Below are 22874 nucleotides of genomic sequence, written 5' to 3'. Positions count from 1 at the left end.
TGTCAAAGGAACGCGGGACCCCGGCGGAGGAGGGTCTCGTAGAGCATCCCCTGGACGTTCTCCCGCACATGATCGGTGATGTTGAAGACCGTCATCGGGTCGTCGGCGCTGTCGGCGTCGTACTCGTCGAGGGTCATGGGCTCGCCGAACCGGATCATCCACTTGGACGGCAGCGGGATCAGACCCGCCGGGCCGAGCAACGGGAACGTCGGAGTGACCGGGAAGTACGGAAGGCCGAGCAGGCGGGCCAGGGGCGGAATGTCGCCGATCTTCGGGTAGATCTCCTCGGCGCCGACGATGGCGCACGGGACGATGGGGACGCCCGCGCGCAGGGCGGTGCCGACGAAGCCGCCGCGGCCGAAGCGCTGGAGCTTGTACCGGTCGGCGAACGGTTTGCCGACGCCCTTGAAGCCCTCGGGGAACACGCCGACGAGTTCGCCCTTGGCGAGCAGGCGGGCGGCGTCGGACTTGCAGGCGAGCGTGTGCCCGCCCTTGCGCGCCAGGTGCCCGAGGACCGGGATCTGGTAGACGAGGTCGGCGCCGAGGAGGCGGATCCGGCGATCGGCGTGGTCGTGGACGGCGACCGACAGCATGAGCGCGTCGATGGGAATGGTGCCGGAGTGGTTCGCGACGAGGAGCGCGCCGCCGTCCGGGATGTTGTCGACGCCGCTCAACTCGACGCGGAACCAGTGCTCGTACAGGGCGCGGGCCGGGGGCAGCAGGACCGTGCGCGCGAAGTCGGGGTCATAGCCGAACTCGTCCACCTCGTAGTCGCCGGCCAGGCGGCGCCGCAGAAAGGCGAGGCCGGATGCTATGCCGCGTTCCAAAGTGCCGGGTTCGGTCATCGCGGTGTCCGTCCGAAGAGGGCGGTCAGCGGGCCGTGGCCCTGGGCGGCGGTGAAGTCGGCGAATGCGGCCTCGGTGCTGTACTTGGGACGCCACGACAACTCGTCCTCCAGAGCCGTGGTGTCGATGACGCGGCCGTACTTGAGCCAGCGCAGCAGCTCCGGTGAGAACCCGGACAGTCCGGCGAACCGTCGTCCCATGTCACCGAGCATCGACAGGGACGGCGACGGGACGGGCACGGAAGGGCGTCCCGCTCGGCGAAGGGCCTGGGAGAGCAGCAGGACGCCGTCTCCGGCGACGTTGAAGCAGCCGGGGTGGTCCTCGACGGTCATGCGCCGCAGCACCTCGACGCCGTCGTCCTCGTGGACGAACTGGAGCCGCGGATCGAAGCCCAGCACCGTCGGGACGACCGGCAGCCGCAGATACCGGGTGACGAGAGAGTCGACACCGGGGCCGAGGAAGTTCGCGAACCGCAGCACCGACACGGCCAGGTCGGACCGGCGCCGCGTCAGCCCGCGGACGTAGCCTTCGATCTCGCCCGCGTCCTTGGCATAGCCCGACCGCGGCGCCTCGACCGGCTCGTCCCGTTCGGTGAACACCGCCGGGTCCATCGGCGAGGAACCGTAGACGGCCGCCGAGGACCGCACGACGAGCTTGCGTGTGTCGGGCGAACGCTGGCACGCCGCGAGAAGCTGCATCGTGCCGATGACGTTCAGCTCCTTCGCCTTCGCCCGCGGGACGGACGAGGACGTGACGAGGCTGAGATGCACCACGGTGTCGACCCCGGCCGACGCGATGAGGTTCGCGATGCTCGGGGTGCGGATGTCGACGCGGACGAACTCGGTGCGTCCGAGGGACACGCCGTGCGACGTGTCGGGCGGCACGGTGTCCACTCCGATGACACGCTCGATGCCGGGGTCGGCCTGGAGCGTGTTCGCGACCCGCGCCCCCAGGAAACGGGACACGCCCGTGACGAGGACGACACGGGCCGCGGCGGCGGGCAAGGAGGACACTGTGCGCCCCACCCCTTACGGCGTGACGGCTACTTCTTGTTGCGTCGCTGGATGCGCGTCTTCTTCAGCAGCTTGCGGTGCTTCTTCTTGGCCATCCGCTTGCGACGCTTCTTGATGACAGAGCCCACGAGACCTCGCTCGGCATATCCGGTGGTGTGCAGGAGACGGACGTGCCGCAGGCGAGCATCACTCGAAACGCGCGCACGGTCCGCCGCCCAAGGGTACCGCTGTACCGAGCGGTTTCACGCGTTGGGCCGCTTGATGGAGCCGCTTGGCGGACGTGCGAGATGCCACGGGCGTACGGGGCCTGGCACCGCGCGTCGCGCGGCGCCGGGCACCGTTCCGCGTGGGCGGGCTTGCCCGGTGGCCGTGGCCGCCACCGCCCGTCCCACTCGATGTCCGGACCGTTCACCGGTCCTCGCCCTGTTCCCCAGCTTCGGGACGATCCCTGGGGGCCGTCCCGACGCCCCCTGCACGGCCGGGTGTGGAGTAGGCGGCGGGGTCATGGTTCATGCCCCGCCCTTACCCGTTATCCGGCTTCGATGTACGCGTCGCGCAGGTAGTCGTGAACGGCCTGCTCGGGAACCCGGAACGAGCGGCCCACGCGGATCGCGGGAAGCTCGCCCGAGTGGACGAGGCGGTAGACGGTCATCTTGGACACCCGCATCACCGCCGCCACTTCGGCCACGGTCAGGAACCTGACCTCGCTCAGAGGTCGCTCGCCTGAGGTCATCGGACGCCCTCTTCCACACGTGCCGCGCACCGGCCCTTCGGGTGACTTTGATCACGCACGTGTACATCCTCCAGCGTAAATCGCGTACCGGCAGTCGCAAGAGGGGAGTTCCGCACATTTCCGTATCCCGACCTGACCTGAAGGACACAGTGCTGAGTCCGTACACAGCGTGGACATGACGGCACAACGAGTGGCCGGACGAACGGTTGTCAACCAGAACCCCGGCTTGACCTGCGGTTCCCGGGTCACCGATGGCGTTGCGCAAGCTCATGCGTCTCTATACGGCCCGCCTGTCACACGCAGTCACAGCCGAGCGGCCCCAACACGGGGGTCCGGCGGCCGGGCGGATCGGGTCAGCCGGGGTCCCGCAGACCCGCGCGGCCCAGGATGTAGGCGGTCAGGGGCGCGTAGAGCTGCGGAGACACGCCGTCGTCGAGCGGAACGACCACGTCGATCTTGCCTTCGGCGGCGCCCGCGAACAGCGCGGGATCGTTACAGTCCGCGAATCCGACGGTGTCGATGCCCGCCTGACCGGCGGCTCCGGCCCAGCCATGATCGGCGATGGCCAGATCCGGCCAAAAATCAGGTTTAGCTTCCGGAGAGTCCGCGGAAACGGTACCGGCCAGCTCGCGCAGCATGGCCTCCATCGGCTGCGGGTCGTGCGTGTGATGCGTCCGGTGGTCGTCCTCCAGCATCGCCACGCCCGGCGGGGCGTAGACGATCCGTCGCAGGTCCGAGCCGCCGTGGCCGGTCTCGATCTCGTACGTCCAGCCCGCCGCGGGCGTGAGCAGGCGGCACCCCGCCCCGTCCAGCGCCCGCGCGACCGCCTGGTACAGCGGCGTCAGCGTCGCCGGATGACCGGTCGCGATCACCACGTTCTCGCGGCGGCGGGCGGCGAGGCCGATGCGGTCCCCCATCGCCTCCAGCGTGTCGAGCGTGATCTCCGGGTCGATCGTGTCGACACCGAACTCGTGGCGGGGGTCGGGGTCGACGCCGCAGCGCTCGACCATCATCTCCAGGACGGTCTGCTCCGTCCACGACGGCTTCAGTTCGAGGCCGAACTGGTAGTACGGGTGCCCGGCGACCATCCGCCGGTAGTGCCGCAGATTGTTCTCGCGAGGTGTCGCCACCTCGCCCGCGATCATGTTCCGGACGAGGTGGGCGCGCAGCTCGTCCCGTGTCGGTACCGGGGGGATCGAGGTCATCGGGGCGTCACTCGTCCGTCATCGGGTCGATTCCATGCTCGGGGAACACCGCTCGCCGCGTCGCCAGGATCGCCTGGTCGATCGGGCTCGCCGGATCGTAGCCGTCGCCCCACCTGTTGACCTCCACTGTCGCCGTGTCCGTCCCGTCCGTCATCCGGCGCGGAGCGACCTGCCCGGTGCGCCGGAGGACGAAGTCGCGCCACCCCCCGGGCGTCGGCGTGTCCGGCGGGATCGGGGCGCCCGCCGCCTCCGCCAGCAGGTGGGTCCACGCCCGGGGGACGACCTGCACCAGCTCGTAGCCGCCGCCCCCGGTGAGGATCCAGCGGCCGCCCGCGGTCTCGTGCGCGAGCGCGTGCAGCAGCCCGTACGCCGTCCGCTGCCCGTCGACGCTGAGGGTGAGGTGCGCGAGCGGGTCGAGCGTGTGACCGTCCGCGCCCTGCTGCGTGACGAGGACGTCCGGGCGGAACCGGCGCAGCAGCGGCGGGACGATCGCGTCGAACGCGCGCAGCCACGGCCCGTCGCCGGCGCCCGGCGGGAGCGAGATGTTGGCGGACGTGCCCGCGGCGCCCGTCTCGTCCGGGAATCCGGTGCCGGGGAACAGCGTCCGCGGCGACTCGTGCAGGCTGATCGTCAGGACGCGCGGGTCGTCATAGAAGGCGGCCTGCACGCCGTCGCCGTGATGGACGTCGATGTCGACGTAGGCGACACGCTCGGCGCCGTTGCGCAACAGCCACGCGATGGCGATCGCCGGGTCGTTGTAGACGCAGAAGCCGCTGGCGGCGCCACCGAGCGCGTGGTGCAGGCCACCGGCGATGTTGGCGGCGTGCTCGGCGCGTCCCGACCACACCGCCTCGGCGGCGGCCACGGACGCGCCCGCGACCAGGGCGGACGCCTCGTGCATGCCCGGGAACACGGGGTTGTCGGGGGTGCCGAGACCGTGCCGGAGATCGGCCGCGCCGGTCGCGCCCGCCTGCTTGACGGCCGCGATGTAGGGCTCCTCGTGGACGAGCCGGAGCTGCTTGTCGTCGGCGGGCTCGAACCCCGACACCCGCACGTTCGGCCGGTCCAGTACGCCGAGTTCCCGGGCCAGCGCCATCGTCAGCTCGACGCGCACGGGGTTCAGCGGGTGGCCGGAGCCGAAGTCGTAGGAGACGAGCCGTTCGTCCCAGAAGATCTCCAGCCCGCAGTTCTCGGGGCCTGACGACCCGGTGGACGCGGCACTGCACATGCACTCACGGTATCGCGGCCCGGCTCACGCCTTCACTCCGCACGCAGCGCGATCACCGGGTCGAGACGGCCCGCGCGACGAGCCGGGACCACCCCGAAGAACACGCCGACGCCGGCGGACACCGCGAACGCGACCGCCGGGGACCACCAGGTGATCGCCGCCGGAACCGGCGACAACGCGGAGATCGTCAGGGCGCCGGCGACGCCGAGCACGATGCCCGCGACACCGCCCAGCGTCGTCAACAGCACGGACTCCACCAGAAACTGGGCGAGGATGTCGCGTTGCCGCGCGCCGAGCGCCTTGCGGAGGCCGATCTCCCGCGTCCGCTCCCGGACACCCACGAGCATGATGTTGGAGACGCCGACACCGCCGACGAGGAGCGAGATCGCGGCGATCGCGGCGAGGACGCCGGTGAGCGCGCCGAGGACCGTGCCGATCGTGCCGAGCAGCTGCGTCTGCGTGATCGCGGAGAACTTCTCGCCCCGGTACCGGGACTCCAGCGCGTCCACGATGTCGCGTTGCAGGCGCGGCACGTCGTCCTTGGACGGGGCGCGGACGGCGATGAAGTCGACCCGGTTCACGCCGAACAGGCGCTGCGCGGTGGTGACCGGGACGTGCACCTCCGAGTCACGGGCCTGCCCGAACGTCGACCCGATCTCCGACAGGACGCCGACGACCCGGAACCGGGTGCCGCCCGCGACGGAGATCTGCCGTCCGACCGGGTCGACGTCGCCGAACAGGCGGCGGGCGGTGCCCGCGCCGAGCACGACGACGCGGCGGCGGGTCTCCACGTCGGTGCGGCTCAGGTACCTGCCGCGGCGCAGCGGACGGTCGAACACGTTGTTGTAGTGGTCGTTCGTGCCGACGACGTTCGCGAACGTCTCCTCGCGCCCGGCCCGGACCGTCTCGCCGGAGCTGAGCCCGACCGCGATGCCCTCCTCGTCACCGGTGACGCGGCCCAGGTAGCCGACGTCGTCCAGCCGCATCCGGCTGATGCTGGGGGCGGAGCCGAGGGCGAACTCGCCGGGCGCGACGAAGATGATGTTGGAGCCGAGGCCCTCGATCTCCGACCGCACGAGGTCGCGGGCGCCGGTGCCGATCGCGACCAGCACGACGACCGCGGCGACGCCGACGACCACGCCGAACATCGTCAGCGCGCTGCGCAGCCGGTTGACGCGCAGCGCGTCGGCGGCGACCCGGAACGACTCGACGAACCTCATGTGCGGCTCACGTCCCGTCCCGCACGTCGCGTTCGACGCGGCCGTCGCGGATGTGGATCTGGCGGCGGGCACGCGCCGCGATGTCCGGTTCGTGGGTGACGAGGACGACGGCGACGCCGCGTTCGGCGTTGAGGCGTTCGAGGAGGTCCATGACGTCGTGGCCGGTGCGGGTGTCGAGGTTGCCGGTCGGCTCGTCGGCGAGGACGACGCCGGGGTCGCCGACGAGCGCGCGGGCGATCGCGACGCGCTGCTGCTCGCCGCCGGACAGCTGGCCGGGACGGTGCCCGAGGCGGTGTTCGAGACCGACCGTGGCGAGGGCCTCGGCGGCGCGGCGGCGCCGCTCCGTCCGCGACACGCCCCGGTAGACGAGCGGCAGGGCCACGTTGTCGCGGGCGCTGGTCCGGGCGAGAAGGTGGAACGACTGGAAGACGAAACCCACGTGGGCGTTGCGGAGTTCGGCGAGTTCCCCGTCGGAGAGCTTGGCGACGTCCCGGCCGGAGATGCGCAGCGTCCCGGTCGTCGGACGGTCCAGACAGCCGAGCAGGTGCATCAGCGTCGACTTGCCCGACCCGGACGGCCCGAGGATGGCTGCGAACTCACCTTCGTCTATCCGCACGCTGACCCCGCGTAGGGCGGTGACGTCCACGCCTTCCATCCGGTAGGTGCGGGTGACGTCCACCGCTTCGAGCGCGGCGGGCGCCCGCTCCGCGGCGGTCTCGGTCACCGCGCGTCCGTGGTCACGGGTCCAGCTCCTGTCCCCGCTCCACGGAGTCGGCGCCGCGAACGACGATCCGTTCGCCTTCCTGGAGGCCGCGCGTGACCTGGACGGTGGCGTCCCCTTGCGCGCCCAGACCGACGACCCGGCGTTGGGCGCGTCCACCGGACACCACCCAGACGACCGATTCGCGTCCGCTGCTGACGATCGCGGACGACGGTACGGCGAGCACGGCCCGGGCGTCGCGGACCCGCAGGAACACCACCGCGCTCATGCCGGGCTTCGGGCGCGGGGCCGTCCCGCCGCCCGACAGGGTCCCCTCGCCGAGCGCGAGGGTCACCTTGTAGGTGACGCCGCCGCCGTTCGACTGTTTGGGCGTGACACCGATTCCCGTCACCTCGGCCTTGTAGGAGCCTCCCTGGACGGCGTCGAACTCGACATCGGCCTGAACGCCCTTCCTGACCTGGAGGACGTCCGTCTCGTCCACGTCGGCGAAGAGGGAGAGCCTCGACACGTCCGTGACCGTCACGATGGCGTCGCCGCCGACCACGGGCGCGCCGGTCGCGATGGCCGAGGCGTCCTTGGCCGCGCCGCCACCGCCCAGATCCCCCAGACCCGCCGGACCGCCCTGAGCCTGAACGCCCTGCGGAAGCTGGTCCAAGAGATCGCCGAGGCCGCCCTGTGCCCCGCCCGCGGGCCCGCCGAGACCGACGACGCCGTCGAACGGGGCCCTGATCGTCAATTCCTGGACGGTGCGTTCCGCGGCCCGCACCGCCGCCCGCGTCTGCACGCGCTGCGCGGCGGTGATCGAGGACATCGTCGCGCCGACGCTGCCGAGGCCCGCGTTCAGCCTGGCCACCGCGGTGCGCGCCGCCGCGGCGGCCGTCCGGTACTCCGCCTCCGCCCGGGTGATCCCGGCCAGGACGAGGGCGCGCTGCCGCGGATCCGCGATCCTGAGGGCGATCTTCCGGGCGGCGGCGAACCCCTCGCGGGCCGACCGGTCCGTCCGGTGCTGGTAGCCGGACAGGTCGAGACGCGTGGGCATGGTCCCCGACCCTGCGGACACGGAACGGTCGGCCTCGCGGGCCTGCGCGAGCCGTTCCCGCGCCTCCGGTGAGGAGATCGTGGCGAGGACGTCGCCCTCGCGCACGCGGTCGCCGTCCGCCACGTACAGGCGCTTGACCGTGCCCTTGGCGGGCGCGCGGCGCACGGCCGTGGCACGGGCCGACACGGTGGCGGGCGCCTCCACGACCTCGGCCACATCGCCCCGCTCGACGCGGCCCACCTGGACCGTGGCGTCGCCGCCTCCGCCGGTGCACGCGCTGAGACCACCGGCGAGCAGGCCACCGGCCACCAGCGCGGACAGGTAATGCTTCTTGCGGAGCCGGGAGGGCACGTGGGCATCGTAAGGGACGGCAACGGACTCGATGACCGAAACGCCCGAAACAACTGATCTTGATGTCGGGCTAGGCGTGACCCGCGCGCTCGCGCCCCGGGGCCGCGTCGTCCTGGCGTCCCCCACGCGTGGCGGTGAGGAACCCGGCCAGCGCGGCGACCGTCGCGACGCCCTCCCCGACCAGGCTGATCGTCTTCTCGGTGTACCAGACGGGCTCGTGCATGGCGGGCAGCGGTCCGAGGGCGCCGACGTCGACGTAGTAGTAGAAGAGGAGCGCGCCGACCGCGCTGCCCGCCACCAGGAAGGCCAGCGCGTACGTCCAGCGGGTCGCGTAGGTGAGGATCAGCACCGCGACGACCCCGGCGACCGCCGCCTGGACGCGGAAGAGCAGCTCACCGTCGATGGAACCGCCCTGGACGAAGGCCATCTCCGGCGCGAATCTCCAGTGCACGATCGCGTCGGCCGCCAGTCCGGCGGCGACGAGCAGGCGGAGTATGAGTCCCATACCTCCTACACGGGCGGAACCCCCCGATCGGCTCAATGTTGAAAGATGAACTTTCGATCGGAGGCGGCCGGGTTCATCCCTCGGCGAGTTCGCGTCCCCGGTTCCGGGCGGCCTCGATGGCCTCCAGGACGGCGGCGCGGACGCCGTGCCGCTCCAGCTCGCGGATCGCGGAGATCGTCGTCCCGCCCGGGGACGTGACCGCCTCGCGCAGCAGCACCGGATGCTCCCCGGAGTCGCGGAGCATCACCGCGGCGCCCACCGCCGACTGGACGACCATCTCCAGCGCGGCGGCGCGCGGCATGCCGAGCAGGATGCCCGCGTCCACCATCGCCTCGACGAGGTAGTAGAAGTACGCGGGGCCGCTGCCGGACAGGGCCGTCGCGCCGTCCTGCAACGACTCGGGGATGCGCAGCACCTTCCCGACCGGCGACAGCAGCTCCTCCGCCAGCTTCAGATGCTCCTCCCCGGCGTGCGACCCGGCCGAGATCACGCTCATCGCCTCGTCCACATGGACGGGCGTGTTCGACATGACCCGCACCACCGGCACGCCCTCCGGCAGCCGCGCCTCGACGAACCCGGTCGTGATGCCCGCCGCCATCGAGATCACGAGCCGTCCGGGCGGGACCCGGGCACCGATCTCGTCCAGCAGAACGCCCATGTCCTGGGGCTTCACGGCGAGGACCAGCGTCTCGGCCGTCGCGGCGGCCTCCGCGTTCGACACGATCTCGACGCCGTACCGTTCCCGCAGCAGCGCGGCCCGCTCCTCGCGGCGGACGGTCGCCATCAGCTCCGACGGGCGGCGCCCGGCCCGGAGCACCCCGGACAGCAGCGCCTCGCCCATCTTCCCGGCACCCAGAATCGCGATCATCGGCATACCTTGACGTGGGAGAACATCGATCGGTCCAGCCTATCGCCGCGCCCTTCCCCGGCGCGGTTCAGGACCGTCCGACCAGGGCGCGCATGAAGAAGCGGAGATTGGCGGGCCGCTCCGCGAGACGCCGCATGACGTACCGGTACCAGTCGTGCCCGAACGCGACGTAGACGCGGACCTGCGCGCCCTGCGCGGCGAGCCTGCGCTGCTCCTGCGGACGTATCCCGTACAGCATCTGGTACTCGAACGTGTCGGCGTCCCGTTCGTTCAGCACGGTCAGCGCGCCGGCGATGTCGATGAGCCGCGGATCGTGCGTCGCGAGCATCGGGTAGCCCTTGCCGGCCATGAGCACCTTCATGCACCGCACGAACGACCTGTCGACCTCGTCCTTGTCGGTGAACGCGACCGACGCGGGCGCGGCGTAGGCGCCCTTGCACAGCCTGACGCGCGACCCCTCGTACGCCAGTTCCGCGCAGTGCTCCTCCGCCCGCCGCAGATACGCCTGGACGACGGCGCCCACGTCGGGGAAGTCGCGCCGCAGCTCGTGGACGATCCGCAACGTCGAGTCGACGGTGGTGTGCCCCTCCATGTCGAGCGTGACCGTCGTACCGGCCGAACGGGCGGCCGCGCACACCAGGCGCGCGTTGTCGAGGGCGAGGTCTTCGTCGAAGGTCTGACCGACCGCCGAAAGCTTCAGCGACACCTCGGCGCGTGTACCGAGCCCGGAGGAGCCGAGCCGTTCCAAGAGTTCGACGTACCGCTGGACGCTCGTCTCCGCCTGCCCCTTGTCGTGGGTGTCCTCACCCAGCACGTCCAGGGTGACGAGCAGGCCCTCGCCGGTCAGGTCGGTGGTGACGCGCTCCGCGTCCTCGATCGTCTCACCGGCGATGAACCGGCGGACGACGTCGTCCGTGAACGGCGCGGTCTCCACGACCCTGCGCGCGCCGCCACTGCGCGACGCGGCGAGCAACGCCTGACGAAGCACTGTGCGAACTCCTCGTTAACGGACCTCACGACCAGGTTATCTTCGCCGCTCAGAACCCGACGCTCCGGACCCGGCCCTCCGGACCCGACGCTCCGGAGCCCGCTAGGACACCGTGCCGAGACCGCTGCCACCGCCGTGCTGCCGCACGTACTCGTCCATGCGTGCGGTCTTGACCGCCTCGAACAGCGTCTTCGCCTTCGCCTGGTTCAGGAACACGACGCTCTGCTTGGCGCGCATTCCGGTGCCCTTGTGCGGGGCCGTCAGAAACACCACGTCCGACGCCCGGACGTTCCGCATGCTGAGCGCCAGCGAACGCAGGTCGCCCGCCGACACCTCCTCGTCCACGCTGATCGACTTGGTGAGCGCCGACAGGAACCGGTCGAGCTTGAGCGGGTTCGTGAGCGTCCCACGGGCCGCGGCCTGCTTGGCGAGGGCGCCGAGGAAGGCCTGCTGCCGCCTGATCCGGTCGAAGTCGCCGTTCGGCAGGTTGTAGCGCTGCCGGACGAACAGCAGCGCCTCCTCACCGTCGAGTTTCTGCTGGCCCGCCGTCCACTGCTTCTTGCGCGCCGGGTCGTACACGCTCTGCTTGATGTTGACGGTGACGCCGCCGAGCGCGTCCGTCATCGACTTGAACCCCTCGAAGTCAATGGCGCCGTAGTGGTCGACCCGGATCCCGGTGAGGTTCTCGATCGTCTCGATCAGCAGCTTCGGCCCGCCGAACGAGAACGCCGCGTTGATCTTCTGGTTGCCGTAGCCGGGGATCTCGACCCACGAGTCACGCGGGAACGAGACGATGTACGCCTTCTTCCGGTCCGCCGGCAGATGCAACAGCATGATCGTGTCGGTGCGCTGCCCGCCCGGCTTCCAGACCTGGTTGCCCTCGCCGGTCGTGGCCGCGTCCGCCCGCGAGTCCGAGCCGACGAGCAGCCAGTTCTCGGTGCCCTTCACGTTCGGCCCCGGCCGCTGCGGCCCCGCGGGCATCACGCCCTGGATACGGTCGATGTTGCCGTTGTAGGACGACTGCCGCTGCCACACCAGCCCGCCGAGGCCCGCCACGACCAGGGCGACGAACACCCCGACCGCGATCAGGACCCGGGGCCAGCGGCGCCTGCGCTCCCGCGTGCCGTCGCCGCCGTCCCCCCAGAACACCGCGTTCTCGGCGCCGTCCGTCCCGGCCCCGCCGCTCGCACCACCGCCCGGACCGCCCGGACCGCCGCCCGGGGCGCCGCCGCCCTCGCGTGGCTCGCCGGACTGCTGTGGCGCGGGGGCGCCGGGAAGATCTCCGGAGGTCATGCCGCCGAAGCTACCAGCCCGATCATGCGGGGAAGGCCCGAGCCGAACGGGATGTCCGATTCAGGCGACCCCGGGGCCGAGGTAAACCCGACCGGCGGCGCAGGGGTCGTCAGGACGCGAGACAGCGCTGGATGGTGGGCGCCACGATGTCGACCAGTTCGTCCTCGGAGGCGGACGCCAGCGGCTCGACGCGCACGACATGGCGCAGGATCATCAACCCGATCAGTTGACCGGCCGCGGCCTGGATGCGGAGCGGAGGAGCGTCGACGGCCTTCCCCGCCCGGCTGAACAGCACGGACGTGATGAACTCGCGCAGCAGAGCCGCCGCGCGCTCGTTCGTCATCGCCGAGCGGAGCATGGCGAGCAGCGGCGAGCGGCGCTCCTCGTCCCGCCAGACCTCCAGGAAGGTCCGAACCATCAGCTCCCCGGCCTGGTCCCTGGGGACGGACGCGACCCGCGACAGGACGACCGCCGGGTCCATCGGGAAGCGCAGCGCCTCGACGAACACGCCTTCCTTGTTACCGAAGAAATGGTGGACGAGGGTGGGGTCGACTCCGGCGGCGCGGGCGATGGCGCGCAGCGACGTCCCGTCAAAGCCCTTCTCGGCGAAGAGGTCGCGTGCCGCCGCGAGGATCTCCTCCCGCGTCTCCGTGGGGCCGGGCCGCCGCCCGGGACCGCGCCCGGAACGTCCCGCGCCCCGCGAGGGGTCGGTCACCGCGAGCCCCGGCGGGTGACCTCACCCGCCGGGGTGACCTGCCAGGTGCGGTCGGCGGCGGCGAGGTGCAGGCGGGTGAACGCCAGCGCCTCGGCGAGGTCCTCCATCCGCTCCACCCGGCTCGCCGCGCGGCGCGTGTTGATCTCCATGACGATATGGCCGCCGAAACCGCCCTCGGCGAGGCTCTCCAGCATCTCCGCGCACGGCTGGTTGCCACGGCCGGGCACGAGATGCTCGTCCTTGTTCGTGATGCCCACGCCGTCGGCGAGGTGGATGTGCCGCAGCCTGTCCCCAAGGCTCTCCGCCATGTCGAGGGCGTCGGAACCGGAGACGGCGGTGTGGGAGAGGTCGAGCGTCACATGCGGATAGTCCTGGTCGACCGGGTTCCAGTCGGGCAGGTACATGCCCGCCTCGGCGCCGCGCGCCTTGAGCGGAAACATGTTCTCCACGGCGAACAGCACGTCCGTCTCGTCCTGCATGCGGGCGATGCCGTCGACGAACTCCTTGGCGTACTCGCGCTGCCACCGGAACGGCGGGTGGACGACGATGACCTCGGCGCCGAGCTCCTCGGCGACCTCCTTGGAACGCACCAACTTGCCCCAGGGCTCGCGCCCCCAGACCCGCTGGGTGAGCAGCAGGCACGGCGCGTGGATCGACGTGATCGGCATCTGGTGGTAGTCGGACAGCCGCCGCAGAACGTTCAGGTCCTGCGAGGAGGCGTCCGTGGAGACCATGACCTCGATGCCGTCGTAGCCGAGCAGCGCGGCGATCTCGAACGCGCTCGGGACCTTCTCCGGGTACACCGACGCGGTGGAGAGCGTGATCGGCGCGTCCGGAACACGGAGGGCCGGTGAAGGGACGCCATTGTGCTGCGCGGTCAAGGCTTCCTCGCCAGGAATGGTCGCTCGGCAGTGGTCGTAGGGCCGACGGTCGAAAGGTGCTGTACGCAAGCAAAGCCTATGCGGCCTTCGCGGTGATGAAACCCTGGCCCCGCGTGATGCTGGTTTCTCTTGCACCGGAGTGAACCGGCCCGTGGTGACCGGCCCGTGGTGGCTACCCTCGGTGCCCGTGGCCGAGATCGCCCGGGGCGCCGTGCCGAGCCCCAACATCTGGAACACGCCTCATATCTATGAGGTGGAGAACCGCGCCGTGGACCCGGACGGCGTGCTCGCCGACGCGATGCGCGCGATCCGCCCGTGGACGAATTCGGACGTCCTGGACGTCGGCTGCGGCACCGGCTTCCACCTGCCGTTCTTCGCCGTGGACGCGCGACGGGTCATCGGCGTCGAGCCGCACGCGGGCCTCGCCTCCGCCGCCGCGCGCCGGACGAGGGACCTGCCGAACGTCACCGTCCGCGTCGGCACCGCGCAGGCGCTGCCGATTCCAGACGCGTCGGTCGACGTCGTCCACGCCAGATGGGCGTATTTCTTCGGTCCGGGCTGCGAACCGGGACTCAGGGAACTCGACCGGGTCGTCCGGCGCGGCGGCGCGATTTTCATCATCGACAACGACGCGACACGGTCGACGTTCGGCCGCTGGTTCAGGCGCAGCCTGCCGAAATACGACCCGGACGCCGTCGAGCGGTTCTGGACGCGGCGCGGCTACACCCGCGAGCCGTTGACGATTCGCTGGTCCTTCCAGAACCGGGAGGATTTCGCCGCCGTCCTCCGCATCGAGTTCCCTCCCGAACTGGCGGACGCCTGCCTGCGCGAGCACCCCGGCCTGGAGGTGGACTATGCCGTCAATTTGTGGTGGCGTTGCCCCTGAGTTACCGACGAGTCGGACGGCCTGTCGGACGGCGTGCCGCGACCTTGAGGAACGGGAGGATCGGCCATGGGCCGTGCCGCCAAGTCGAGCCCCATCGCTCCCATGACGCCGCGCAACCACGCCGCTCGGGGGTGGGCGCTGCGCGGAATCCTCGCCGCCACGGCGCTCGGCACCGCCGGGGCCGGTGCCGGGCTCGCCGGGCTGGCCGTCCAGCGACGCGCCCTGCGCCGCCTCGAACTGCGTCCCGACCCGTTCGCGGGGGAGCCGTTCGGGTCGTTGCGCGGCCGTCCCGTCTCCGTCCGTGCCGGCGACGGGACCCGCCTGTACGCCGAGATCGACGACGACGACCGCACCGACCTCGCCGTCGTGTTCTGCCACGGCTGGACGCTCACCCGGGACTCCTGGCACTTCCAGCGCAAGGCCCTGCGCGGCCACGGCCGCCTCGTGTTCTGGGACCACCGGGGCCACGGCCGGTCCGGCGGCTGCGCCCGCGACGGCTACGCGCTCTCCCGCCTCGCCGCGGACCTGGCCGCCGTCATCGACGCGACCGTCCCCGCGCAGACACCCGTCGTCCTCGTCGGCCACTCCATGGGCGGCATGACCATCCTGCGTTACGCGGACGAGAACCCCGACCTCATCGGCGGCAGGATCGCCGCCACCGCGCTGCTGTGCACCTCCGCCAGCGGCCTCAGCGAGATCACGTTCGGCGGTCCCGCGCTCCTCGCGCGCACCGCCCACCGGGTCCTGCCCGGCGCGCTCGCCGCGCTCGGCGCCGGGTCCGCCGCCGTCGAGCGGGTCCGTCACCTCGGCCGCGGCGCCGTCACCCTCCTGGAGGACGTGATCGCGTTCGGTCCCGACGCCGGGCCCGCCGCCGTCGCGTTCACCGAGCGGATGATGGTCGAGACCCGGATGGACGCGTTCGCCGGCTTCCTCCGCTCGATGATCACGACCGAGGTGATCAGCGACTGCGCGTCCCTGCACGGCGCCCGCAACCTCGTCCTCGGCGCGGAGCACGACCGGCTCACCCCCATCGAGCACAGCCTCAAGATCGCCGCCTGTGTGCCGGACGCGCGGCTGGAGATCGTCCCGTCCGCCGGACACATGGTCATGATGGAACGTCCCGACCTCGTCACCGACCACCTCCAGAAGCTCCTCCTGTCGGTGCCGCCGTTCTCCACGCCCTGAGTTGTCACATGGCGGCTCTACGCTTTCGCCATGGCGAAGGCGAAGACGGCGAAGGCCGCCTACCGGTGTTCGGAGTGCGGCTGGCAGACGTCCAAGTGGGTGGGGCGCTGCGGCGAGTGCCAGACCTGGGGCACGGTCACCGAGGCGGCGTCCGCCACCCCGGCGCGGGTCGTGTCCGCCGGGCCGGTCAGCGCCCCGGCCCGTCCGATCGGGCAGGTGGACGTGCGGTCCGCGCGGACGAAGGCCACCGGCCTCGACGAACTCGACCGGGTCCTCGGCGGCGGCATCGTCCCGGGGGCCGTGCTGCTGCTGGCGGGCGAACCGGGCATCGGCAAGTCGACGCTGCTGCTGGAGGTCGCCGCGCTCGCCTCGTCCCCCGCGGCCGGCACCGGCAAGGAACGGCGCGACCCGGACGAGAGATCCCGCGTCCTGTACGTGACGGGTGAGGAGTCGGCCGAGCAGGTGCGGCTGCGCGCCGACCGCGTGGGGGCGATCACCGACGACCTGTACCTGGCGGCCGAGACCGAACTGTCCGCCATCCTCGGGCACGTCGACACGGTGGAGCCGTCGCTGCTCGTCGTCGACTCCATCCAGACGGTCGGGACGTCCGAGGTCGACGGCGCTCCCGGCGGCGTGACCCAGATCCGGGAGGTCGCCGCCAACCTCATCCGCGTCGCCAAGGAACGCGGCATCACCGTCGTGCTCGTCGGCCATGTCACCAAGGACGGCGCGATCGCCGGGCCGCGGCTGCTGGAACACCTCGTCGACGTCGTCCTGTACTTCGAGGGCGACCGGCACTCCCGGCTCCGCATGATCCGCGCCGTGAAGAACCGGTACGGGCCGACCGACGAACTCGGCTGCTTCGACCTGTCCGAGGTCGGCATCGTGGGGCTGCCCGACCCGAGCGGGCTGTTCCTCACCCGGCGGGACGAGCCCGTTCCCGGTACCTGCGTCACCGTGACGCTCGAAGGCCGCCGTCCCCTCGTCGCCGAAGTGCAGTCATTGGTCGCCAAGTCGCATCTGCCGTCGCCACGGCGAGCCACGTCCGGGCTGGACACCTCCCGCGTCGCGATGGTCCTCGCCGTCCTCGCGCAACGCTGCAAGATCTCCATGCACGAGCAGGACGTCTACGTGTCGACGGTCGGCGGGGTCCGGCTCACCGAGACGTCCGTCGACCTGGCCCTCGCCCTCGCCGTCGCGGGATCGACCGTCGAGCAGTCGCTGTCGAGCACCCTCATCGCCCTCGGCGAGGTCGGGCTCGCCGGTGAGGTCCGCGTCGTGCCCGGCGTCCAGCGGCGCCTCGGCGAGGCCGCCCGGCTCGGTTTCAAGCACGCCGTCGTCCCGCGCGGCTCCCTCGAACTCGCCGACGGGCCGCTGCGCCGCGCCGACCCGCAACTCACCAGCTACGAGGGAATGAAGGTCATGGAGGTGGACAGCCTCCAGCAGGCCCTCCAGGTCTCTTTCACGGCACCGTAACGCGAATGGCACTACAGTGTCACTCAGCGCGATCGACGCTTGCGACCAGGGGAGGAACCGGCACGCGGCCCTCCTCGGTAAACTGACGCCGTCCAGCGACCTCCGGGGGTCAGGTGCCATCACACGACAAGGGTCATGACGAACGCCGCCGCGCCACGTTGGCAGCGGTGGCCCCGGGCACCCAGATTCGCGACGGACTGGAGCGGATCCTGCGGGGCCACACCGGCGGCCTCATCGTGCTCGGCTGGGACAAACCCGTCCGCGACCTGTGCACGGGCGGCTTCGAACTCGACGTCGAGTTCTCCGCCACCCGACTGCGCGAGCTCGCCAAAATGGACGGCGCGATCGTCCTCGACGACACCCACAACCGCATCGTCCGCGCCGCCGTCCACCTCGTGCCCGACTCGACCATCCCCACCGAGGAGTCGGGCACGCGCCACCGCACCGCGGAACGCGTCGCCCGCCAGACCGGGTGCCCGGTCATCTCGGTCAGCCAGTCGATGCACATCATCGCGCTGTACCTGGACGGCATCCGCTACGTCCTTGAGGACTCGGCGGCGATCCTGTCCAAGGCCAACCAGGCGTTGGCGACGCTCGAACGCTACAAACTGCGGCTGGACGAGGTGTCCGGCACGCTCTCCGCGCTCGAGATCGAGGGCTATGTCGTCGAACTCGGCACGGACGGCCGGCTGCTGTCCCTCCAGCTCGACGAGCTGGTCTCCGGCGTCGACGTCGACCGGGAACTGATCGTCCGCGACTACCCGTCCGACGACACCCGCGCCCGCGGCGTCGCCGCGATCCTCTCGGCGCTCGACACGCTGTCGGCCACCGAGCTGCTCGACCTGTCCACGGTCGCCGAGGTGATGGGCTTCTCCGGCCCCGACGCGCTCGACCTGCCCGTCAGCCCGAAGGGCTTCCGGCTCCTCGCCAAGGTCCCCCGCCTGCCGAGCATGGTCGTCGAGCGGCTCGTCGAGCACTTCGGTGGCCTGCAAAAACTTCTCGCCGCCAGCATCGACGACCTCCAGGCCGTCGGCGGCGTCGGCGAGTCCCGGGCCCGCAGCGTCCGCGAAGGCCTCTCCCGCCTGGCCGAGTCCTCCATCCTCGAACGCTACGTCTGAACCGCCCCCGCCCCCGCCCCCGATCAACGCAGACGGAAACCCGCCACCTGACGTCGTGCCCCCTCAGGTCAGCGACATAAGCCGGGAACCGCGCCCACAACCACCCTCACGGCCCCAGACGACGAACTTCACCAACGACACGTCTCAAGGCCCCTCATCCGGCAGCGAAGGTGGAAGACCTGCCGCCTGACGTCGTGCCCCCTGAGGTCGGCGACGTAGGTGCCGGGACGGGCCGCGGAACCGCGCCTCAACCACCCTCCCGGCCTCACCAACGACAGCTCTCAAGGCCCGTGCTCTGCTCAGCGGAGGTGGAAGACCTGCCGCTTGACCTCGTGACCCCTCAGGTCGGCGACATAGGTGCCGGGGCGGGCCGCGGTGCCGCGGCCACAACCGCGCCCACGGTTCCAGACGACGTTCTCGACCAGGGGAATGCCGCGACGGAGCGTCGCCTTCGACGTGGCACCGGACGCCTCGCCGCGGCGGCATTCGGCGGATGACCAGATCCGGTCGGAGCCGGAGGTGACGCGCACGTCCACCGACCCCCGGTCGAACACGCAGGAGCCCCCGCCCATGTTCACCACCGTGACCCGGAACTCGGGCCGGTCGCGGCCCACGTAGGCGTCCCTGGCCCCCGACAGGTTGACGACGAGGTCCCGGGCGCGGCAGGGGCCACCGTCGCCCGCAGGCTTCGGGGTGGTCGTCGTGGTGACGGTGACCGTCGGCATCGCCGTCGGCGGGGGCGCGGACGTCGCGTCGGCGACCGCGCCCGCCTGCCGCACCGGCTCCTCGCTCCCCGGGTCACCCGCGCAGGCCCAGACGAGCGCGCCGACGACGCCGAGAACGCAGGCCAGGGCCACCGCACGACGCCGCCGGTATGGATCGAGTCGAGAACCGCCAGGGTCACGTTCAGCGTCCAACCCCATACGTTCAGTATGCATTTCCCGGTCCGGAAAGAGCGGACGACCCGCCGCGTGCCACAATGGCGGCGCGCCATGAACACCTTCGACGACACCGCCTACACCGCCCCGATCCTCGCCTGGTACGAGGCGAACGCCCGCGACCTTCCGTGGCGGGCCCCGGACGCCACACCGTGGGGCGTTCTGGTCAGCGAGATCATGCTCCAGCAGACACCGGTGTCGCGCGTCCTGCCCGTGTGGGACGCCTGGCTGACCCGCTGGCCGACGCCCGCCGCGCTGGCGGCCGAACCGTCCGGGGAGGCCGTCCGGGCCTGGGGACGGCTCGGCTATCCGCGCCGCGCGCTGCGGCTGCACGCAAGCGCCCGCGCGATCACCGAACGGCATGGCGGCGAGGTCCCGTCGTCACACGAGGACCTTCTCGCGCTGCCCGGCATCGGGGCCTACACCGCCGCGGCCGTCGCGAGCTTCGCCTTCCGGCAGCGGCACGCCGTCCTCGACACCAACGTCCGGCGCGTCCTGGCCCGGATGCTGACCGGCGCCGAGTACCCGCCGAAGTCCCAGACGAGGGCCGAGGTGAGGCTCGCCGAGACCCTTCTACCCGCCGATCCCGCGACGGCCGCCCGCTGGTCCGTCGCCGCCATGGAGCTCGGCGCGCTGGTCTGCACCGCCCGCGCGCCCCGATGCGTCGACTGCCCGGTGCTCGACAGGTGCGCGTGGCAGCGGAACGGCCGGCCCGCCTACGACGGCCCGCCGCGCCGCGGCCAGACGTACGCGGGCACCGACCGCCAGTGCCGGGGCCGCATCCTCGCCGTCCTCCGCGACGCCGAGGGCCCGGTTCCGAAACCGGCCATCGACGTCGTCTGGTCGGACGGCCCCCAGCGGGAACGCGCCCTCGACGGCCTGATCGCGGACGGCCTGGTCGACCCCCTCGACGACGGCCGCTACGCCCTCCCCACCTGACCGTCCGCCGACGCTGTGTTTACTACAGGACCGGCCCACTTCGCTCGCCTGGCGGCTCGCTGCGTGACCGTTCCTGGGGCGAACGCGACATCGCTTCGCGATCCGCCCGGCTCCACTCGCCTCCGGCATCGCTCCACCCAGGCGGGTCACGCGTCCGCGCGGGCTGAGGCCACTGCGTTGACTACAGGCACGGCCCACTCCGCTCCCCTGACGGCTCACTACGTGACCATCCCTAGGGCGAACGCGACATCGCTTCGCGATCCGCCCGGCTCCACTCGCCTCCGGCATCGCTCCACCAGGCGGGTCACGCGTCCGCGCGGGCTGAGGCCACTGCATTGACTACAGGCACGGCCCACTCCGCTCCCCTGACGGCTCACTACGTGACCATCCCTAAGACAAACGCGACATCGCTTCGCGATCCACCCGGCTCCACTCGCCTCCGGCATCGCTCCACCAGGCGGGTCACGCGTCCGCGCGGGCTGAGGCTGAGTCGAGGCTTTGGGCAACGCGAAATAATGACTGGTCAGCAGTGTCTGGTTAGCCTACGGTGCGGACGTGCGCGATCTGCTGAGCCTGCCCAAGGTCCATCTGCACGTCCATCTGGAGAGCGCCGTGCGGTGGGCCACGCTGCGGGAGATCGGCGCGGCCAACGGGGTGCGGGTGCCCGATGATGTGGGCACGTTCGGGAGCTTTGCCGCCTTCTTCGCGCAGAACGACCTTGTTCGCTCCTGCCTGCGCCGTCCCGCCGACTTCCGGAGGATCGCCTACGAGTTCTGCGCGGACGAGGCCGCGCAGGGCACCCGCTACGCCGAGGTGTCCTTCACCGCCGCCGCGCACGGTGAACGGCTCGGCGACCTGGACATGCCGCTGACGGCCGTCCTGGAGGGCCTGGAGGCCGGACGGGAGGCTTTCGGGATCGAGTGCCGCCTCATCCTCGATCACTCCCGCCGCCGGTCCGTCGAGCGCGCCTGGCGGACCCTCGATCTCGCCCGCCGCCATGACGGCGTCGTCGCCGTGGGGCTCGCCGGTGACGAGGCCCACCCGGGCGACCCGTTCGACGCCGTGTTCGCCGCCGCCCGCGACGCGGGCCTCCATGTCGTCCATCACGCGGGCGAAAGCGAAGGCCCGGCAAGCATTCGGCACGCGCTCGGCCCGGGGCGGGCCGAGCGCCTCGGGCACGGCATCCGGATCCTGGACGACCGGGAGCTCGTCTCCGAAGTCCGCGCACGCGGGATAGCGCTCGAAGTGTGCCCGTCGTCGAACGTGGCTCTGGGCTTCGCCGTCCTCGACGAGCATCCCCTCCCCCGCCTCCGCGACGCGGGTCTGATCGTCACCCTCAACACCGACATTCCCGCGCTCATCGGTACGCCCCTGGCCACGGAGTACGCCCGCGTCCGCGACACCTTCGGCTATGGCGACCAGGATCTCGCCGACCTGGCCCGCGCGGGTGTGGACGCCTCCTTCGCACCCGCCACCGTCAAGGCCCGCCTCCACGAGGACATCACGTCCTGGCTGACGGCCGGTCCCGCTTGAACACCGCGGCGCCGGACTGTCACGTCGGCCTGAGGGGCCGGACGGCCACGACCGGGCCGTTGCGGATCTCGCGAAGGAAAGGGTCGGTGTCGTCCCGCCACTGGGACGGGGTGCGGACGACGGGATGAACGGGAAGGGCGAGTCGCGCGGCGGCCTCCTGCGCGGCGTCGAAGGCGGCGTCCGGGGTGAGGTGCCCGATGACCAGGACGTCGACATCGGCCGGGTGGATACCGGTCGGGTGCTCGTACCGGTCCGCCCAGGCGCCGAACAGATGGATCTCCCGGACGGCGGGCAGCCGGCCGAACTCCTCCGCCACCACCGCCGCCGGGCCGAAGGTCACCATCAGGAGGTGGACGAGCGGCTCGTACAGCGGGCTGTCGAGGTTCCGTTTCACCAGCCGGCCGGCCAGGGTGCGGCGGAGGGCGAGGATGCCCGCGCGGGCCAACCGCTCCGCCTCGCGCATCACGGAGGCGAGGTCGGTGTGGAGCATCACCGCGAGATCGAGCATCGACATCTCGCGTTCCGGGCCGAGCAGCAGCCGGGCGAGGAGTTCGCCCTGGAGGCGCGATCGGAAGATCGGGAGTTGGGCCGGGGCGGGAGCGCGAACGTCCCGCGGGAACGCCCGCGCGACCCGCGCCTCGCGCGTGCGTCCTTCCCGTCCGGATCCCGCCGCATTCGATCGCATGTTCGAACACTACGGTCCGCGTCCGACATCCACGGCGACGGAGCGGCTCCCCGGGCAGGGATGCCCGGCATGCGGAAGGGCCCGCACCGGAACGGATCCGGTGCGGGCCCTCCTGGACGTTGGTCAGTCCTTGTTGAAGTTGACCGCGCCCTCGATGGGCGGCGGGCTGTCGGGGACGGTGGTGGGTTTGGGCACGCCCTTGAAGGTGAACTTGGCGTTCTCCACCGTGTTCTCCTTGTCGTCGGGATCGAAGCCCTCGGTGCCGACCAGCACGATCTGCCCGGCCTTGAGCTCGCTGTAGAGGATCTTCTCCGACAGCTGGTCCTCGATCTCCCGCTGGATCGTGCGCCGCAACGGCCGCGCACCCAACACCGGGTCGTAGCCGCGCAGGGCCAGCAGGTCCTTGGCCTCCTGCTGAAGCTCGATCCCCATGTCGCGGTCCTTGAGCCGGTCATCGACCTTGGCGATCATCAGGTCCACGATCTGGATGATCTCGTTCGGGGTGAGCT

At 71.4% G+C, this 22874-nt stretch carries 23 protein-coding genes and 1 pseudogene; 6 read left to right on the top strand and 18 right to left on the bottom strand.

What is annotated here, in order from left to right; all coding sequences use genetic code 11:
- Positions 1-2 precede the first annotated feature (2 nt).
- The 15 genes from D0T12_RS19855 to D0T12_RS19785 form a co-directional block, all read right to left on the bottom strand.
- Positions 3-845, bottom strand: coding sequence for a lysophospholipid acyltransferase family protein (locus tag D0T12_RS19855; protein WP_117401153.1), 843 nt, complete (start codon positions 843-845; stop codon positions 3-5).
- Positions 842-1849: an NAD-dependent epimerase/dehydratase family protein gene (locus tag D0T12_RS19850; protein WP_117401575.1), complete on the bottom strand. Its 1008-nt coding sequence runs from the start codon at positions 1847-1849 to the stop codon at positions 842-844. The genes D0T12_RS19855 and D0T12_RS19850 overlap by 4 nt, the downstream gene beginning before the upstream one ends.
- A gap of 38 nt (positions 1850-1887) precedes the next feature.
- A complete protein-coding gene (locus D0T12_RS19845; RefSeq protein ID WP_018654693.1) occupies positions 1888-1986 on the bottom strand; it encodes a 30S ribosomal protein bS22 in 99 nt (32 codons plus the stop codon).
- A 401-nt stretch (positions 1987-2387) separates the two neighbouring features.
- Positions 2388-2591: a helix-turn-helix domain-containing protein gene (locus tag D0T12_RS19840; protein WP_021591693.1), complete on the bottom strand. Its 204-nt coding sequence runs from the start codon at positions 2589-2591 to the stop codon at positions 2388-2390.
- Positions 2592-2944: 353 nt separating this feature from the next.
- Complete coding sequence (locus D0T12_RS19835; RefSeq protein ID WP_407642097.1) at positions 2945-3796, bottom strand: phosphatase; 852 nt, start codon at positions 3794-3796, stop codon at positions 2945-2947.
- Between the two features lie 7 nt (positions 3797-3803).
- Positions 3804-5024 carry an acetoin utilization protein AcuC gene (locus tag D0T12_RS19830; RefSeq protein ID WP_117401152.1) on the bottom strand — a complete coding sequence of 407 codons (1221 nt, stop codon included), beginning with the start codon at positions 5022-5024 and terminating at the stop codon, positions 3804-3806.
- A gap of 32 nt (positions 5025-5056) precedes the next feature.
- A complete protein-coding gene (locus D0T12_RS19825) occupies positions 5057-6244 on the bottom strand; it encodes an ABC transporter permease (protein ID WP_117401151.1) in 1188 nt (395 codons plus the stop codon).
- 7 nt (positions 6245-6251) lie between these two features.
- Positions 6252-6968 carry an ABC transporter ATP-binding protein gene (locus tag D0T12_RS19820; protein WP_325050825.1) on the bottom strand — a complete coding sequence of 239 codons (717 nt, stop codon included), beginning with the start codon at positions 6966-6968 and terminating at the stop codon, positions 6252-6254.
- Between the two features lie 13 nt (positions 6969-6981).
- The gene (locus tag D0T12_RS19815; protein ID WP_158581544.1) at positions 6982-8355 is read right to left on the bottom strand and encodes an efflux RND transporter periplasmic adaptor subunit; all 1374 of its coding nucleotides are present in this window, start codon (positions 8353-8355) and stop codon (positions 6982-6984) included.
- A 70-nt stretch (positions 8356-8425) separates the two neighbouring features.
- A complete protein-coding gene (locus D0T12_RS19810) occupies positions 8426-8860 on the bottom strand; it encodes a hypothetical protein (protein WP_117401149.1) in 435 nt (144 codons plus the stop codon).
- Positions 8861-8933: 73 nt separating this feature from the next.
- Positions 8934-9728, bottom strand: coding sequence for a pyrroline-5-carboxylate reductase (proC, locus tag D0T12_RS19805; protein ID WP_117401572.1), 795 nt, complete (start codon positions 9726-9728; stop codon positions 8934-8936).
- A gap of 67 nt (positions 9729-9795) precedes the next feature.
- A complete protein-coding gene (locus D0T12_RS19800; protein ID WP_117401148.1) occupies positions 9796-10716 on the bottom strand; it encodes a proline dehydrogenase family protein in 921 nt (306 codons plus the stop codon).
- Positions 10717-10818: 102 nt separating this feature from the next.
- Positions 10819-12009, bottom strand: coding sequence for an LCP family protein (locus D0T12_RS19795; RefSeq protein WP_117401147.1), 1191 nt, complete (start codon positions 12007-12009; stop codon positions 10819-10821).
- Between the two features lie 109 nt (positions 12010-12118).
- On the bottom strand, positions 12119-12724 hold the full coding sequence (locus D0T12_RS19790; RefSeq protein WP_117401146.1) for a TetR/AcrR family transcriptional regulator: 606 nt from the start codon (positions 12722-12724) through the stop codon (positions 12119-12121).
- Entirely contained in the window at positions 12721-13605 is an 885-nt protein-coding gene (locus D0T12_RS19785; protein WP_117401145.1) for a sugar phosphate isomerase/epimerase family protein, read from the bottom strand. Before D0T12_RS19785 ends, D0T12_RS19790 begins: the two co-directional genes overlap by 4 nt.
- 187 nt (positions 13606-13792) lie before the next feature.
- Between D0T12_RS19785 and D0T12_RS19780 the strand changes: the two genes are divergently transcribed.
- The 4 genes from D0T12_RS19780 (at position 13793) to disA (ending at position 18270) form a co-directional block, all read left to right on the top strand.
- Complete coding sequence (locus D0T12_RS19780; RefSeq protein WP_117401571.1) at positions 13793-14491, top strand: class I SAM-dependent methyltransferase; 699 nt, start codon at positions 13793-13795, stop codon at positions 14489-14491.
- A gap of 66 nt (positions 14492-14557) precedes the next feature.
- Positions 14558-15676: an alpha/beta fold hydrolase gene (locus D0T12_RS19775; protein WP_233526182.1), complete on the top strand. Its 1119-nt coding sequence runs from the start codon at positions 14558-14560 to the stop codon at positions 15674-15676.
- Between the two features lie 30 nt (positions 15677-15706).
- The gene (gene radA, locus D0T12_RS19770) at positions 15707-17152 is read left to right on the top strand and encodes a DNA repair protein RadA (RefSeq protein ID WP_117401144.1); all 1446 of its coding nucleotides are present in this window, start codon (positions 15707-15709) and stop codon (positions 17150-17152) included.
- Between the two features lie 113 nt (positions 17153-17265).
- Positions 17266-18270 carry a DNA integrity scanning diadenylate cyclase DisA gene (disA, locus tag D0T12_RS19765; RefSeq protein WP_117401143.1) on the top strand — a complete coding sequence of 335 codons (1005 nt, stop codon included), beginning with the start codon at positions 17266-17268 and terminating at the stop codon, positions 18268-18270.
- 299 nt (positions 18271-18569) lie between these two features.
- On the opposite strand, the gene D0T12_RS19760 is transcribed toward disA, so the two are convergent.
- Positions 18570-19127: a hypothetical protein gene (locus D0T12_RS19760; protein ID WP_233526180.1), complete on the bottom strand. Its 558-nt coding sequence runs from the start codon at positions 19125-19127 to the stop codon at positions 18570-18572.
- Positions 19128-19262: 135 nt separating this feature from the next.
- Between D0T12_RS19760 and D0T12_RS19755 the strand changes: the two genes are divergently transcribed.
- Both D0T12_RS19755 and add read left to right on the top strand, forming a co-directional pair.
- Positions 19263-20147 carry an HhH-GPD family protein gene (locus D0T12_RS19755; protein ID WP_117401141.1) on the top strand — a complete coding sequence of 295 codons (885 nt, stop codon included), beginning with the start codon at positions 19263-19265 and terminating at the stop codon, positions 20145-20147.
- A 555-nt stretch (positions 20148-20702) separates the two neighbouring features.
- The gene (gene add, locus D0T12_RS19750) at positions 20703-21680 is read left to right on the top strand and encodes an adenosine deaminase (RefSeq protein ID WP_117401140.1); all 978 of its coding nucleotides are present in this window, start codon (positions 20703-20705) and stop codon (positions 21678-21680) included.
- 19 nt (positions 21681-21699) lie between these two features.
- Here add and D0T12_RS19745 read toward each other — a convergent pair whose 3' ends face one another.
- Together D0T12_RS19745 and D0T12_RS19740 are read right to left on the bottom strand one after the other, a co-directional pair.
- Entirely contained in the window at positions 21700-22365 is a 666-nt protein-coding gene (locus tag D0T12_RS19745) for an ArsR family transcriptional regulator (protein ID WP_117401139.1), read from the bottom strand.
- A 123-nt stretch (positions 22366-22488) separates the two neighbouring features.
- Positions 22489-22874 (bottom strand): annotated as a pseudogene (locus D0T12_RS19740) (NDP-hexose 4-ketoreductase); the annotation flags it as partial.

The sequence above is a fragment of the Actinomadura spongiicola genome (genome assembly GCF_003432485.1).
GTDB classification, from domain to species: domain Bacteria; phylum Actinomycetota; class Actinomycetes; order Streptosporangiales; family Streptosporangiaceae; genus Spirillospora; species Spirillospora spongiicola.
The sequence above is the reverse complement of the archived record's forward strand: the minus strand, read 5'-3'. Positions and strand labels throughout refer to the sequence as shown.